General features: G+C 70.9%; 11 protein-coding genes, 1 tRNA gene and 3 pseudogenes. 7 read left to right on the top strand and 8 right to left on the bottom strand.

The window, feature by feature from the left end; translation table 11 throughout:
* Positions 1 to 70 precede the first annotated feature (70 nt).
* From ACIQFX_RS25230 to ACIQFX_RS25205, 6 genes are all read left to right on the top strand, one after another.
* Positions 71 to 1,030 carry an oxidoreductase gene (locus ACIQFX_RS25230; protein ID WP_402467466.1) on the top strand — a complete coding sequence of 320 codons (960 nt, stop codon included), beginning with the start codon at positions 71 to 73 and terminating at the stop codon, positions 1,028 to 1,030.
* A gap of 499 nt (positions 1,031 to 1,529) precedes the next feature.
* Entirely contained in the window at positions 1,530 to 3,533 is a 2,004-nt protein-coding gene (locus ACIQFX_RS25225) for an ATP-binding protein (protein WP_402467463.1), read from the top strand.
* A gap of 7 nt (positions 3,534 to 3,540) precedes the next feature.
* Positions 3,541 to 3,975: a roadblock/LC7 domain-containing protein gene (locus ACIQFX_RS25220; protein ID WP_017236638.1), complete on the top strand. Its 435-nt coding sequence runs from the start codon at positions 3,541 to 3,543 to the stop codon at positions 3,973 to 3,975.
* Positions 3,972 to 4,349, top strand: a complete 378-nt coding sequence (locus ACIQFX_RS25215) for a DUF742 domain-containing protein (protein ID WP_376489529.1) — start codon at positions 3,972 to 3,974, stop codon at positions 4,347 to 4,349. Before ACIQFX_RS25220 ends, ACIQFX_RS25215 begins: the two co-directional genes overlap by 4 nt.
* Positions 4,327 to 4,950 carry an ATP/GTP-binding protein gene (locus tag ACIQFX_RS25210; RefSeq protein WP_376489528.1) on the top strand — a complete coding sequence of 208 codons (624 nt, stop codon included), beginning with the start codon at positions 4,327 to 4,329 and terminating at the stop codon, positions 4,948 to 4,950. The genes ACIQFX_RS25215 and ACIQFX_RS25210 overlap by 23 nt, the downstream gene beginning before the upstream one ends.
* Entirely contained in the window at positions 4,947 to 5,519 is a 573-nt protein-coding gene (locus ACIQFX_RS25205) for a GAF domain-containing protein (protein ID WP_402467458.1), read from the top strand. The genes ACIQFX_RS25210 and ACIQFX_RS25205 overlap by 4 nt, the downstream gene beginning before the upstream one ends.
* Positions 5,520 to 5,645: 126 nt before the next feature.
* Here ACIQFX_RS25205 and ACIQFX_RS25200 read toward each other — a convergent pair whose 3' ends face one another.
* Positions 5,646 to 6,854 (bottom strand): acyl-CoA dehydrogenase family protein, encoded by a 1,209-nt coding sequence (locus ACIQFX_RS25200; RefSeq protein WP_402467455.1) that lies wholly within the window; start codon positions 6,852 to 6,854, stop codon positions 5,646 to 5,648.
* A 612-nt stretch (positions 6,855 to 7,466) separates the two neighbouring features.
* Here ACIQFX_RS25200 and ACIQFX_RS25195 point away from each other — a divergent pair.
* Positions 7,467 to 7,540 (top strand) — tRNA-Pro (locus ACIQFX_RS25195).
* Positions 7,541 to 7,660: 120 nt separating this feature from the next.
* Here the strand turns inward: ACIQFX_RS25195 and ACIQFX_RS25190 are convergent.
* The 7 genes and pseudogenes from ACIQFX_RS25190 to ACIQFX_RS25160 all read right to left on the bottom strand — a co-directional run.
* Positions 7,661 to 8,213: pseudogene (locus ACIQFX_RS25190) on the bottom strand (tyrosine-type recombinase/integrase); the annotation flags it as partial.
* A 390-nt stretch (positions 8,214 to 8,603) separates the two neighbouring features.
* Positions 8,604 to 9,149: pseudogene (locus ACIQFX_RS25185) on the bottom strand (sugar phosphate isomerase/epimerase family protein); the annotation flags it as partial.
* Positions 9,150 to 9,165: 16 nt separating this feature from the next.
* Entirely contained in the window at positions 9,166 to 9,309 is a 144-nt protein-coding gene (locus ACIQFX_RS25180; protein ID WP_402467453.1) for a hypothetical protein, read from the bottom strand.
* Entirely contained in the window at positions 9,306 to 10,490 is a 1,185-nt protein-coding gene (locus ACIQFX_RS25175) for an inositol-3-phosphate synthase (protein ID WP_402467450.1), read from the bottom strand. Before ACIQFX_RS25175 ends, ACIQFX_RS25180 begins: the two co-directional genes overlap by 4 nt.
* Positions 10,483 to 11,250, bottom strand: coding sequence for a sugar phosphate isomerase/epimerase family protein (locus tag ACIQFX_RS25170; protein ID WP_402467447.1), 768 nt, complete (start codon positions 11,248 to 11,250; stop codon positions 10,483 to 10,485). The genes ACIQFX_RS25175 and ACIQFX_RS25170 overlap by 8 nt, the downstream gene beginning before the upstream one ends.
* A 110-nt stretch (positions 11,251 to 11,360) precedes the next feature.
* On the bottom strand, positions 11,361 to 14,900 hold the full coding sequence (locus ACIQFX_RS25165; RefSeq protein ID WP_402467444.1) for a ThuA domain-containing protein: 3,540 nt from the start codon (positions 14,898 to 14,900) through the stop codon (positions 11,361 to 11,363).
* Positions 14,901 to 14,944: 44 nt separating this feature from the next.
* Positions 14,945 to 15,118, bottom strand: a pseudogene (locus ACIQFX_RS25160) (sugar phosphate isomerase/epimerase); the annotation flags it as partial.

Here is a 15,118-nt window from a genome sequence, read left to right as displayed (position 1 = left end):
ACTTCGAGTCGCAATACTGCCCGCGTGCTGTCGGGTCGCGGGCATTCCCGACCCACGAATCGAGACCTCCGTGACCCGTGACTCCCGGGCGACCGCCCGAGCATCGCTGCGCGTGCCGGACTCCCTCCCCGACCAGTCGGGGCGACTGGTCGTCGTCACCGGCGCCAACAGCGGCATCGGGTACGTCACCGCCCGGGAGCTCGCCCGCCGCGGCGCCCATGTCGTCCTGGCCTGCCGCAGTCGTGAGCGCGGGCGGGACGCGGTGGAGCGACTGCGTGCCGAAGTCCCCGGCGCCCGCGCCGAACTGCGCGTGCTCGACCTCGCCGACCTGGCGTCCGTCCGCCGTTTCGCCGAGGGCTGGGACCACGACCGGCTCGATCTGCTGGTCAACAACGCCGGTGTGGCGATGGTGCCGTTCTCCCGGACCGCCGACGGATTCGAGTCCCAGTTCGGCATCAACTATCTCGGCCCGTTCGCGCTCACCGGCCTCCTCGTGCCGCACCTGCTGGCCTCCGGCGACCCCCGTGTGGTCACGGTCAGCAGCGAGGGCCAGCGGTTCGCGCGGTTCGACATGGCCAACCTCAATGCCGAGCGCCGCTACCGATCGGCGTTCGCCTACGTGCAGTCCAAGCGGGCGAACCTCTACTTCGCGGTCGAACTGCAGCGGAGGGCGGACGCCTCCGGGCTGAGGCTGCGCAGCATGGCCGTGGCTCCCGGGCTCACCCGCTCCAACGTGCTCACCGGCGGCGCCGACGGAGCCAGGGGCCGCGCGTACGCGACCCTCGTCCGCCTGCTCCTGCGCGTCGCCTTCCGTCCGACGCCGGAGGGGGCCAGGACCTCCCTGTACGCCTCGACCGCCCCCGGACTGCCAGGGGGGAGTTACGTCGTGCCCGACGGGCCGTTCCAGCTTCGTGGCGACCCCGTCCTCCGTGATCGGGAGCGCGCCGTCCGGGACTCCGTCACGGCCCGGCGGCTGTGGGAGCTCTCGGAACGACTCACCGGCGTGCGGTACCCGCAGGTGGCCGGGTAGGTTCCGGTCTCACCGTCGGTCACGGGTCGGCGGTGGGCACCGAGGTGGTGAGCGGGGGCCGGATGCCGGTCGGTCGCCGGGGAGCTCGGCGCGGGCGAGGGGTGAGGGAGTGCCCGAGGGGGTTCCGATTCGGGCGGGAGCATGCCGACCGGACGGTTCGCGCCCCCTCCGGGGGATTCCGGTCAGGAGCGGATTTCGTGGAGGGCGGGGGCGTGGGAACGCCTCCGCCCCCTTCCGCTCCTGCTCAGCGGGGCGGGCCGGCGCGGCGGCGTCAGGTTTCGGCCAATGCTTATCGGCCGGTCGCGAGGGGGGCGATACCAGACCGGGCCGCTCTACGGGTAAGTTTGCCAACTGCGCACCGCACATGAACGGTTGACGACTACAGTGTGTGGTTGATGATCATCGGTAGGCTCATCGCATCCCCCCTCAGACCACCCCCGTAGACCTCGTGGAACACTCCCGCAGTACGCCGATTCCTGGGCACGTACCAAGGACACTCATGTCTCAACTTCGCGCACCCGCCTCGCGGTCCGACCGACGCGAGGGCGGGCGGCACGGCCGGTCAGGCGCCCGCTCCGCCCCCGGCACCAGCAGCACCCCGCCGGCACAGCCCCCCACGCCACTCCCGACGGAAGCCCGCATACGCCCCCAACTCCTGCGCACCTCCGTGCTTCCCGCCGTCGCGGTGGCACTCGGCGGCGCGGCGGCCGTCCTCTTCACCATCCGCTCCACCGGCGCCAGCCCCACGCCCGGCCTCTGGGCCGCACTCACCGGTGCCGCCGCCCTCACGGTCGCCTCCGTGACGGCCGCCGCGCTCGGCGCCGACCGGGCCGCCAAGGCGGTCCTCGACCGCTGCAACGCCCTGCGCCGCACCAGCGCCCGCGGCCAGAGCGAACTGCACACGGTCGTCGAACAGTTGCGCAAGGGCGAAGGCATCCCTCCCCGCCCCGCGCTGCCGACCGGCCCCGTCACCGGCGACGAGTTCGACCTGCTCTCACAGGAACTGACCCGCTCTCACGAGGCCGCCGTGGCAGCCGTCGTGCAGGCGTCCCGACTCTCCAGCAGCGTCGGGAACGAACAGAAGGTCGAGGTCTTCGTCAACCTCGCCCGTCGCCTCCAGTCCCTGGTCCACCGCGAGATCCAGCTCCTCGACGAGCTGGAGAACGAGGTCGAGGACCCGGAACTGCTCAAGGGCCTGTTCCACGTCGACCACCTGGCCACCCGCATCCGCCGGCACGCCGAGAACCTCGCCGTGCTCGGTGGCGCCATCTCGCGCCGCCAGTGGTCGAACCCGGTCACCATGACCGAGGTGCTGCGCTCCTCCATCGCCGAGGTCGAGCAGTACCCGCGGGTGAAGCTCGTCCCCCCGATCGACGGTACGCTCCGGGGCCATGCCGTGGCCGACGTCATCCACCTCCTCGCCGAACTCGTCGAGAACGCGACGCTGTTCTCCGCGCCGCACACCACGGTGCTGCTGCGCGCCCAGTACGTCACGGCGGGCCTCGCGATCGAGGTCGAGGACCGCGGACTCGGCATGCCCGTCACCGAGCAGAACAAGATGAACGCCCTGCTCGCCGACCCCGACCAGGTCAACGTCGCGCATCTGCTCCAGGACGGGCGCATCGGCCTCTTCGTCGTCTCGGCGCTGGCCCGGCGGCACGGCATCGCCGTCCGCCTCCAGTCCAACATCTACGGCGGCGTCCAGGCCGTCCTGGTCCTCCCGCAGGGCCTCCTCGGCGCCGACCCCGAGGGGCTGGCGCAGCACGAGCGCCAGGCCGCCGCGACCGCCGGCTCCTCGGCCGTCCCGCCCGGCCAGGTGCAGATGCAGACCCAGTCCCCGGCGCCGTCCCAGCCGGCGCCCGCCGCACCGTCGATGCCGCACCCTGTGGCGGCCCCGGCACCGAACCCCCTGACGGCCCCCCTGGCCGCCCCGGTGACGGCGACCGCCCCGGCCCCGAACCAGGCGCCGGCCCACCACCTGCCGCCCGTGCCCACGGCGCAGGCACCCGCACACATGGCCCAGGCGCCCGCGCCCCTGGCCATGAACGGGACGACGAACGGGACGGCCCCCGCCGCCCACGTACCGCCGTCCCCGCCCTCCCCGGAGCGGACCGCCGTCCGCCACGAGGAGACCCCCGGGTCCGGCTCGCTCGCGTACCCCCGCACGAGCGCGCCGACCAACGGGTACGCGGACTTCGACCGCGCCCCCGGGATACCGGGTCAGCAGAGCGGCGCCGACCACACGGCCCCGCCCGCCTCCCTGATCTCGCCGCTCCCCCCGGCCCCCCCGGCCGAGGCCCCCAGCCGTCCGCTGCTCCCCAAGCGGCGCGCCCAGGAGCACCTCGTCCCGCAGCTGCGCGACGAACCCGTGGCTCGGAGGTCCGAGGAGCACGCCCTGCACGACCCCGGTCTGATGGCCGCGTTCCAGCGCGGAATCGGCCTCGCCGAGTCCCAGCCCGCCCCCCAAGAAGCGCTGCGTCCAGACGACGCGCACAAGGAGTAGATGCACCATGGCGAGCAATGCGCCGACCGGCCATTCCTCGGACCTCGACTGGCTGCTGAGCGGACTGGTCCAGCGGGTCCCGTACACCCGCAACGCCGTTCTGCTCTCCTCCGACGGCCTCGTGAAGTCCGTGCACGGCCTCGACCCCGACGCCGCCGACCACATGGCCGCCCTCGCTTCCGGGCTGTACTCGCTCGGCCGGAGCGCGGGCGCCCGGTTCGGCGACGGCGGCGAGGTCCGTCAGGTGGTCGTGGAACTCGACTCCACCCTCCTGTTCGTCTCCACCGCGGGCTCCGGCACGTGCCTGGCCGTCCTCGCCGGGCGCGAGGCGGACGCCGCCGTCCTCGGCTACGAGATGGCGATGCTCGTCAAGAGCGTCCGGCCGTACCTGGTCACTCCCGCCCGGCAGGCCGCCGGCCTGGTGGGTGGCCTCGGACAGTGAACGTGACGTCCGCACAGGAAGGGCCCTGGCTCGACGACGCGGCCGGCCGGCTGATCCGCCCGTACACCGTCAGCGGCGGGCGGACCAAGCCGACCACCGCACTCGACCTGCTGTCGATGGTGATGGCGACCGGTTCGTCACCCCAGACGCACATGGGTCCCGAGCACAGCCTGGCCCTCGGGCTGTGCGACGGGCCCACCTCGGTGGCCGAGATCGCGGCGCACTTACGGCTCCCGGCCGTGGTCACCAAGGTCCTGCTCTCCGATCTCGTGGACTGCGGGGCGCTCACCGCCCGGGCGCCCCGCTTCCACGCCACCCCAACCGACCGTTCCTTGCTGGAGGCAGTGCTCGATGGCCTACGACAACGGCTCTGAGCGCCACGACGGTTCCTCGGCCGATCCCTTCCCCACCGCACTCAAGATCCTGGTGGCGGGGGGATTCGGCGTGGGCAAGACGACCCTCGTGGGCGCGGTCAGCGAGATCGAACCGCTGAGCACCGAGGAGCTGCTGACCTCGGTCAGCGCGGCCACCGACAGCCTGGAGGGCGTGGAGTCCAAGACCACGACCACCGTCGCCATGGACTTCGGCCGCATCACGCTCGACGACCGGCACGTGCTCTACCTGTTCGGCACACCGGGTCAGGAGCGCTTCTGGTTCATGTGGGACGAGCTCTCCGAAGGGGCGCTCGGCGCGGTCGTCCTCGCCGACACCCGACGGCTCCAGGAGTGCTTCTCCGCCGTGGACTTCTTCGAGCGCCGGGGCATCCGGTTCGTCGTGGCGGTCAACGAGTTCGACGGCGCCTACCGCTACGAACCCGACGAGGTCCGGGCGGCGCTCGACCTCAAGCCGGACGTGCCGGTCGTCCTCACCGACGCCCGGATCTCCTCCTCCGGCATCCGCACCCTGCTGACCCTGGTGCAGCACCTGCTCACCACCATCCCGGACACCGTGCCGAGCTACGGAGCCACACCATGACCTACGACCCGACCGGTCACCTCCTGCTGACCCCCATCGACAAGGAGGCGCCGGCCCGTGTCCAGCGGCTGCGCGAGCTGGGGCTCGGGGAGCGGCCGGACCCGGCGTTCGACGAGTTCGCCCACCGGCTCGCGGACGTGACCGGCGCCCCGTTCTCGATGGTCAACTTCATCGACGAGAACCGGCAGTTCTTCGCCGGGCTGCACACGCCCGAGGGCACCCACTCGGGCACCGACCTCGGCGCGGCGGCCGCGGGCGGCGGCGGTGTCGGCCGCTACATGGCCCGCGACCACGGCTACTGCCCGCACGTCGTGGTCCGGCGCAAGGCGCTCGTCCTGGAGGACGTCTGCGACTACCCGCGCTTCGCGGGCAACCCGGTCGTGGACGAGATCGGCATCCGCTCGTACATGGGCGCGCCGCTGATCGACCGTACCGGCGTCGCGCTGGGCACCATCTGCGTGGTCGACACCGACGTCCGGCCGTGGGGGCGCGCCGGTCTCGAGACGATCAAGGCCATGGCGGCCGAGCTGATGGAGCAGATCAACCGGCGCGAGGACGACATGTTCTGACCGTCCCCGCGTGACACACCGGAGCCCCGGTACGGCCGAGACCGTACCGGGGCTCCGGTGCGTCGGTGTCCCGGAAGGTCCGCGTACCTTCCGGAGGGTCCGTGTGCCCGGCGTCCCGGAGGGGGATCAGGCGTGCACCGGCTCCAGGTCGGGTGTCCTGACCAGCTCGGAAAGGCGCTCGGACCAGCTGCCCTTGTCCTGGCCGAGGGCGACCTCGGCCAGACGCAGGAGCTGGATGTCGGAGGTGCCGGCCGGGGCGAAGATGTGGTGCGCGTCCCGGAGGTACCGCTCGATGGCCCGGTCCGTGAAGAGTCCGGCCGCGGCGTGGATCTCCATGGCGTTGCGGCCGGAGTCGATCGCCGACTCGACGTTGACGAGCTTGGCGTTCATCAGCTCGGCGTCGCAGGAGCGGCCCTGGTCGAGCAGGTGCACGGCGTGGTACGCGGCCAGCCGGGCGGTCATCAGCCGGGACTGCATCTGGCCCAGCTTCAGCTTCACGGTCGGGAGGTCGTGGAGCGGCTTGCCGTAGCGGATCCGCTCGGACGCGAAGCGGGTGGTCTCCTCCAGGATCGCCTGGTGGATGCCGAGCGAGACGGCGGTGAGGTTGGCCCGTCCGTACAGCACGCTGGAGGAGTACGCGACGGACAGGCCGTCGCCCTCGTCGCCGAGCCGGTTGGCGGCCGGCACCCGGCAGTTCTCGAAGATCAGCTCGCCGAAGCTGAAGCCGTGGAGTCCCATTGCCGCCTGCTGCGGACCGGTTCTGAACCCGGGGCGATCGGATTCGACCAGGAAAGCGGTGAGTCCCTTCGATCCCGGACCCGTCCTGACCACGACGCCGTGCAGATCGCCCACGTGGCTGTTGCCGACGAAGACCTTCCTGCCGTTCAGGATGTAGTCGTCGCCGTCCCGCACCGCGCTGGCGCTCATGCCGAGGACGTGACCGCCCGACTCGGGCTCGGTGACCGCGATGGTCGGCAGGCACTCACCGGCGGCGATCGTCGGGAGCCAGGTCTTGCGCTGCTCGTCACTGCCGAAGTGGACGATCTTCGCCGTGCCGAGCTGCGAGGCCTGGACCATGGCGCCCATCGCGCCGCTGACCCGGGAGAGCTCCTCGATGATGATCGTCTTGGCCAGGTGGCCGGCCCCCATGCCGCCGTACTCCTGGCTGATTGTCGCGCCCAACCAGCCCTGCTCGGCGATGCGTCGGGACAGTTCGTGGTGGACCGTCCGCGAGGCCTCCATCTCGGCTATCCGTGGCCGAACCTCACTCTCTGCGAAGTCGCGGACCTTTTCCCTGAGCTGATGATGCAGGCGGCTGCTGAAGTAGCTGTCCATCCGAGTCCCTCCCGCGAAGCTCCTGATCGGCGAGTCGACCGAGCAGGTGGTGCATCGGCAGTGGCCCCGTCCCGAACAGGCCGACCACTTCATGGTGTTGATCTTTCCGGGGTGGAGCAATATCGCCACGATTTTTGGCCGAAAACGGAATGGTTGACGTTTGTTTCCGACTGTGTTTCGCGTGCTCTTGGCCTGCTCGGTCCGATCCCGGGTCCCTTCCCCGTGAGCATCTTTCTGCCACATGCCAACGGCAACGAACTCTCGGGCATATGGCCCCGACCTCCCCCGCTTCACCACATCTGCCCCTTCATCACCAGAGAGGCGGCATTCCGGATCTCTCCCCTCCCCCCTCCCGCCCAGGTGACGAGCTCCCCGGGCCCGCCCGATCCCCCTCCCCGCTACCCATTGGGGGGCGCGCGGGCGCACCTCCCAGCGCACCAGCGCGTCACACAGAGTGAGCAACCCCTTCCATGTGCACCCCCTTCACCCGCACCCCCTTCCGCGCGCACCCCCTTCCCCGACCGCCGCGAAAGGCGTTCGTGACCACCCGAGAAAGTGCGGTATTGTTCTCATGCGCGTTCGGCCAGGGGAAACCCCAGGTCAGACGGGCACCGGGACGTGGCGCAGCTTGGTAGCGCACTTGACTGGGGGTCAAGGGGTCGCAGGTTCAAATCCTGTCGTCCCGACTCGAAAGAGTCGTCGATCGAGGGGCCGTTTCAGAGTGATCTGAAACGGCCCCTCGATCGTTTTTGGGGAGCAGTTGGGGACCAGGGCAGTCGGCGGGGGCAGACGGCGACAACTGCCGTGACAGGCAGCGAACGAGGTGCACGGAGCGCCATGAGGTGCGCGGAGAGGGCTGCACCGGCTGCGGTGATCTGGCCGCGTCGGGTGCAGGTAGTGCTGGGTGGTGGTCGGTGAGCCGTGCCCGGCGATCTTGCGCAGGACGTGAAGGGGGACCCCGGCGTCCGCGAACCACGTCAGTCCGGTGTGGCGCAGGTCGTGTCGTCGAAGGTGCTCGAAGCCGAGCTGGGGCACGACGTCGTCCCAGTGCGTGGCGTCACGCAGGACGGCCGTGGAGATGCGTCCGCCGCGAGGACCGAAGAAGACGCGGGCGTCCGGGCTGTCACCGGCCGCGAGCAGGCGCTGGGCGACCATCGGCCGGACTTCTTCGATGAGCGGGACCTTGCGGGCGCGCTTGCCCTTGGTGGTCTTGTCGACAAGCCCGCCGCGGGCGGGGGTGGTCTGCCGGCGGAGGGTCCAGATCCAGTTGTCGGTGTCGACGTCCCGGACGCGGACACCTGAAACCTCACCGATGCGCGCTGCTGTGGAGGCGGCGAAGGTGACCACGTCGCCCCAGCCCAGCCTGTTCGGGACGGCATCTTCTGCGGGTGAGGCCACGTCATCGCGCGGTGAGAGAGCTGCACCCCGTCACCGGAACAGGACGTCCGACCCATCTCCGCCCAGGCGGAGGTGGGGAGAGTCCGAATGCCAACTCGGCGCGCTTCGCGGGGTGCTCTCCGCGCAGGCGGAGGTGGGTCGGGCCGTGGTCGCGAGGTCGCGTACGTTCATGATCGGGGCAGTCGGGATCGCTACAGGTAGCGATGTGGTGCCGATATCGCCGGTCGGAATAGTCCGATCCCTTGGTGGCGGGGGCTCCCTCGGGAATAATCCCGGCGTCCTGCGGCATTTCCGCTCGGCAATACGGGGGTCGGCGCGGACCTGCTGGACGGCCTCGGCCGTCCAGGGGTGCGCCGAGGCGGCGCGCAGGGCCTTGAGAGAGCGGGCTGCGGTCAGCGGACCGCTGTGCCCGTGGCGCGGCAGCTCGACGGAGACCAGCCCCGGTATCCGATGTCGGTCAGAGCCGCCAGGACCGGTGGGAAGTCGATCCCCCTGCCCGAACTCCAGGTGCTCGTGGACGCCCCGGCGCATGTCCTCGATCTGTACGTTGACCAGCCAGGGCGCAGCCCGCCGTACGCACGCGGCCGGTGGGAGGGGCCCCAGGCACTGGCAGTGCCCGATGCCCAGGGTCAGGTCGAAGGCGTCCGGGTTCCCGAGGGCCCCGCGCAGGAGGTCGAGCCTGCGCGCGCGTCCCTCCGGCTCGCCGTCGAGGAGGGTGGGGAAGTGCTTGCGCCAGGGGCCGAGCAGGTAGCGGCCGCCGGTCTCCACCACGACACCCAGGCCCAGGGCGGTGAGCCTGCGACGGATCCTGGCGAGCCGGCGGCTCACCCCCGCGGTGTACGGGTCCAGGTGGCCGTGGTCCAGGGTGAAGGCGACTCCGGTGTAGCCCAGGCCGGCGGATCCAGCGCGGCGGCTACCAGGCCCACCGCTGCGGTGGCGGCCAACGCGCCGGCCGGCCGCTCGCGGCGGCGCCCGCGAGCGTGTCTCCCAGGACGGCGAGCGCGGCCGGCGCCCGTACGGGCTCCAGCACGGCCCGGGCGCCCACAGCCCCGGTCACCTTCCGTCTCCGGCGTACCAGGACCGCAGTGCCTCGAACTGGGCGACCAGACGGTGCTCGGCCGGCGAGCCGTCCGCGTGGAGGGGGTCCTTGAAGAAGAAGGAGAGCTGTTCCTGCGGCCCGACGGCTCCGTGTTCCCGGGCCCGGGCCAGGAAGCGGGCCAGGTCGAGGACGAGGGGCGCGGCGAGCGCCGAGTCGAGGCCCTGCCAGGTGAACTGGAGGGTCATGGCGCTTCCGAGGAACCCTTCGAACGCGATGTGGTCCCAGGCCGTCTTCAGCTCGCCCATGCTCGGCACGTAGTCGATGTGGGTGAAGCCCTCCACCTGTTCACCGAGCATGGCGGTCAGGCCGCTGCGCTTGGAGGTGTTCTTGCTGCGGGCCGCCTCGGGGTCGGCCAGGGTCGCGCCGTCCCCTCCGCCGAGCAGGTTCGTGCCGGACCAGGACCGCACCCGCAGCGCGCGGTGGGCGAACATCGGCCCCAGGGCCGCACGGACCAGGGTCTCGCCGGTCTTCCCGTCGCTGCCCGCGTACGGCAGTCCTCGCAGCTCGGCGAGTTCGCGCAGCGCGGGGATGCGTATGCCGGGGGACGGGGTGAACTCCACGAACCCGCAATCGGCCCGCAGGGCCGCGTAGGCGTACAGAGAGCTGGCGGGGAGGATGCCGGAGGAGTGCGCCAGGGCCTCCTCCAGGGCGGGGAGGCTCTCGTGAGCAGGGTGAGGGGCGACCGGAGGTTCGGTGGAGGAGACATCGACGACCACGACCTGGCCGAGGCCGTGCCGATCGCGAAACGCGACGATGTCCTCGGTGAGGGCCGCTGCCGCCTCCTGCTGGGGCCGGTCCGGGGCCGTACGGTCTCCCGGCCGGATCTCCCGGTCGGCCGCCCGGAGCGCCGGTTCGACCACGGCGAGGAGGGACCGCCGGAACACACCACCGACGGCGAGCTGCTCGGCCCGCTTGGGCAGCGGGATACCGGTCACGTCGTGGCCCCCGAAGACCAGCCGGTCGACCGGGGCCAGCCCGGCGGCCGCGAAGTCGTCCAGCTCGGACACCATTCCGACGGGCGGGACGAGTCCGGCCGCGACGGCCGAGGCGCCGACGACGGCGGTGGTCGCCACGGAGCCCCGGGCGCCGACGAACCAGACGCCGGTCCGTCCGGCTTCGCAGGCGGGAGTGTCACTCATGGTCGGTGCCTTCCTTCGGGACGGAGGTGGCGAACGCGGCGCCGAAGGACGCGGCGGGGGGCCTCGTCTCGGCGAGGCGGCGGATGAACCCGACCGCTTCGGCGGCACCGGCCAGGCGGTCCATCCCGGCGTCCTCCCACTCGACGGAGACCGGGCCGTCGTAGCCGATGGCGTCGAGGGTCCGCCGTGCGGTCCAGTGGTCGTAGGCGATCTCACTCGGGTGGACCTCGAGCGCGAAGCGGACGCCCTGTTCCTCGAAGACGTCGAGGACGGGGTTCCAGCGGTCGGCGAAGTCGCGGTAGCCGGCGTCGATCATGCCGGGAGTGGCGGGCGGGAACATCGCGACGGTGTGCCAGATCGAGGAGCCGGTGAAGCCGGCGACGGTGCCGACGCCGAGCAGCGCTGCGGCTCTGGCGGTGTCGGCCATCTCGCGCGCCGCGTTGCGGCGTACCGTCTCCGGGTCGTCGGTCCACAGGCGTGCCGGGAGGATGGCGCGGTGCCGCTCGTCGATCGGGTGGTCGCGGACGGCCTGGCCGACGAGGTGGTTGGAGATCGCCCATACCGACAGTCCGTGCCGGTCGAGTACCTCCCGCTTACGGCGCACGTAGTCGGGGTCGTCGAGTGCGCGGTCGACTTCGAAGTGGTCGCCCCAACAGGCGGTCTCCAAGCCGTCGTAGCCCCATCCGGAAGCCAGTCGGCAGACCTCTTCGAACGGCAGGTCGGCCCACTGCCCGGTGAAGAGGGTGATCGGACGTGTCATGGGGTGTTCACCTCTGACGTCGAGAGCTCGCGTGGGAGCGGCGTGGGGGTGAGGGCCCGGTGCCCGCCTGATTTCAGGGAGGGGGGCGGGCACCGGGGGCTGGGAGGGACTCAGGTGACCTGGGCGAACGTCCATCGCTGGTCGGCCGCGGTGGCGCTGCAGCTCGCCTGGATCAGCTGGACGTTGTTGGCGGTGGAGGCCTGCGGAACGGCCAGGCACTTTCCGCTGAGGACCGAGACGACCCGGTAGGTGCCGGTACCGAGCGGTTCGACGGTCCATTTCTGGTCCGACGCACCGCCGGCACACGTCCACTGCTGGACGGGATCGGCGTTCTGGGACTGCAGGTCCAGGCACTTGCCGCTGTGCTGGGCGGTCAGGGTGAAGGCGCCGCCACCCGCGGCGTCGAGGCGCCACTTCTGGTTGGCGCCGCCGTTCGCCGTGTACTGGATGACGGGTGTTCCGTCGGCCTGGGACACGTTGCGCACGTCCACCCGCTTGCCGCTGTGTGCGCTCGTCACGGTGTAGGTGCCGCCGCTCTGCGGCGTTCCGGCCGCGTGGGCGTGCAAGGTGAAGGCGTCGACGTCGAAGGAACTGCTCGACGGCACCTTGAAGACCGCGTACACGGTCTGGGTCCCGCCGGGGTCGGTGATCGTGACGGGGGCCAGGTCGACGTAGTTGTTCCAGCCGCCGGTGGACGGGACGGGGCTGGTGGCGATCAGGGTGCCGGTCGGCGAGCCGGCCCGGAGTTCGATGGAGCCACCGCTGGTGGAGGGGGCGGAGACCCGGAAGCTGACGGACCCGGCCGCGGACAGGTTCAGGGGCTGGAAGGAGATCCAGTCGTTGTTGGATATGTCGCCGATGCGCTTGCCGTTCTCGGCGCCGCTCTGTTCGATGACCCGGATGCCGGACTGGCCGGTGAAGTACTCGGCCTGCTTGTGGCGGGGCTGGAGCGTCACGCTCGTGGTGCCCGTCAGACCGTCGTCGTCGGTGTAGTCGGCCGACAGCACGAGGTACGTGTTGGCGGTGGCGTCGTGGCCCGAGGCGCTGGTGGTGATGGTCCCGGTGCAGCCGGTGTACTGGCCGGTGTCGTGGCTGTGGCTGTCGTGGCCGAGCGCGGCGGTCACGACGACCCTGGAGCAGTCGACGGCGCCGTCCTCGGGGTCGGTCACGTTGACCTGGTAGGTGAGGGTGTCGCCGTAGTCGATGATCGTTCCGTTCGCCGGGCTGCCGAAGGAGACCTGGGGGCGGGTGTTGCCGACCGTGATCGGGACGTTCGCGGTGCCCGACTTGCCGCCGCCGTCGGTGACGGTCAGCCGGGCCGTGTGGGTGCCGTTGGTGGTGTAGGTGTGCGTGGGGTTCGGTCCGGTGCCCGTGGATCCGTCACCGAAGTCCCACGTGTAGGTGAGCACGTCGCTCTGGTCCGGGTCGGCGGAGCCGGCGGAGGAGAAGGTGACCTCCAGCGGGGCCTGTCCGGAGTCGGGGGTGGCGCTCGCCTGGGCCAGCGGGGCGCGGTTGCCGGCGACGTAGTCGATCCGGTAGATGCCGTCGTCGGTGTTGGAGTGACCGTAGCCGTTGCCCCATTCGGCGAGGTACATCGCGCCGTCCGGGCCGAACTTCATGTCGATCGGCGCGCGCAGGCCGAGCTGGGCGACGAAGGGGTTGATCTTCAGGAGGTCGCCCGCCGCGTCGAGGCGGAACTCCTTGATGAAGTTGCGGCTCCACTCGTAGAAGAAGGGCGTCTTGTCGTAGTACTCGGGGAACTTGCGCTCGGAGGTGCTGGCCGCGTCGTAGTGGTAGAACGGGCCGCCCATCGGGGCCGCGCCGCCAGCGACGTTGATCTCGGGGAACTCGGCGGAGGCGTGGTAGTCGTACCAGACCTGCGCAGGCTTGGCTGCGGGCAGGTTGGTCAGGCCGGTGTTGTTCGGCGAGTCGTTGACCGGCGCCGCGCAGTCGAACTTCGGTCCGGACGTCTGGGTGGCGAAGTTGTAGTCGTTGAACGGGGTCTGGTTGCCGACGCAGTAGGGCCAGCCGTAGAAGCCCGGCTCCTTGATCAGGTTCCACTCCACGGTTCCCTCGGGGCCGCGGTTCGCGTTCTCCGCATTCGCGTCGGGCCCGTAGTCGGCGGCGGAGATCCAACCGGTCTCCGGGTCGACGGCGAAGCGGAAGCTGTTGCGGAAGCCCATCGCGTAGATCTCGGGCAGGGTCAGGGCGGTGCCGGGCGCGAACATGTTGCCGGCGGGGATGGAGTAGCCGCCGGCGTCCTCGGGATGGACGCGCAGGATCTTGCCGCGCAGGTCGTTGGTGTTGGCGGACGAACGCTGGGCGTCGAACTTCTGGCGGCCCGGTCGCTCGTCGATGGGCGTGTAGCCGCTGGAGGCGAAGGGGTTGGTGTCGTCGCCCACCCCGATGTACAGGTTGCCTCCGGGCCCGAAGCCGAGGTTGCCGCCGGTGTGACCGGGCTCGTTCGAGCCCCGGTAGGCCGGGACCTCGATCACGGTCTCCTCGCTGGCCATGTCGAGCGTGTCGTCGGCGTTGACGGTGAACCGGGAGACACGGTTGATCTCGGCGCTGCCGGCGGGCGAGTGGTTGATGTAGATCCACCGGTTGGTGGCGAAGTCCGGGTCGAGGGCCAGGCCGATGCCGCCGTCCTCGCCGCCGTCGTAGACGTCGAGCTGGCCGGCGAGGTGCGTCTCGGGCGCGTCGTCGTGGGTGTGGATGACGTTCACCGCGCCGGAGCGGGAGATGTAGTAGACCTTGCCGTCGGCGGCCACGTCGAGCTGCATGGGCTGGTCGGGCGCGCCGTCCAGCGTCACCTTCTGGTAGCGGTCGGCGACCGTTCCGCCGCAGTCGCCTTCCGCGGCGCCCGCGGCCCACTTGAGGCCGCCCAGGAGGTGCTGCCGGAACAGCGGCTCGGAGTAGGAGGACGTCTGGTGGCCCATGGCGGTGGCCCAGACCTTGCCGCCCTCGGCGTTGCGGCACCAGGAGATCGGGTGGTCGGCCCCCATCGCGGCGGGGCCGGCGTTGTAGGTGGTCTCGTCCGCCGTGACGAGGACGTGCACGTCACCGCGGGCGTTCTTGTCGAAGTTGTACCACTCCTCGGTCCGCACCCAGCGGTCCGGAAGGCCGACGGTGGACGGGTGCACCTTGTCCGCGACCTTGGCCGTGCCCTGCAGGATGCTGGAGTGCGACGTCATGTGCGCGCCGGCCATGACGACCTCGTCCCACCAGGGGAACTGCGACTCGATGTTCATGTCCGTGGCGTTGTGGACCGCCACGATGCCGTGGCCGCCGCGCACGAACTCCTGGGCGGCGGCACGCTGGGCGTCGGTGTCCCAGACCATGCCTGAGGTCTGGAGCATGACCACGGCGTCGTACGTGTTCAGGGTGGTGGTGTTGAAGACGTTCGCGTCCTCGCTCTGGTCCACCTGGATGCCGTTGTCGGTGCCGAGCTGGGTGAAGGCCTGGATGGCCGCGTCCATCGAGGCGTGCCGGTAGGCGCCGGCCGCCGTCTTGGTGAAGAGGAGGACCTTGAACTCGTCGTCGTTCGTGTGCCCTTCATGCGCGAGGGCGGGTGCGGTCTGCAAGGCGGTGAGACCGAGCAGGGATACGGTGAGCGCGGCGAGGGCACGCTTCACCCATGGTCGTGACATAAGGGTGCTCCTTGGGGGATGAGCAGAAGGGGGTGGGGAGGTGTTCACATGGTGCGGAGGAACGCGAGTCCGTTCGTGGCGAGTTCGTCCTGGCTCGCCGCGAGCGGGCGCCAGATGGACGCCGCCGTCGCGATGGTGGTGTTGTCCGGCGTGAAGGACTCGATGACCAGCGGGCCGGTGTAGTCGACGTCCTTGACCGCCGTGGCGAAGGCCGACCA

Origin of the sequence: Streptomyces sp. NPDC093089, assembly GCF_044754405.1 — a bacterium.
Lineage (GTDB): Bacteria > Actinomycetota > Actinomycetes > Streptomycetales > Streptomycetaceae > Streptomyces.
The sequence above is the reverse complement of the archived record's forward strand: the minus strand, read 5'-3'. Positions and strand labels throughout refer to the sequence as shown.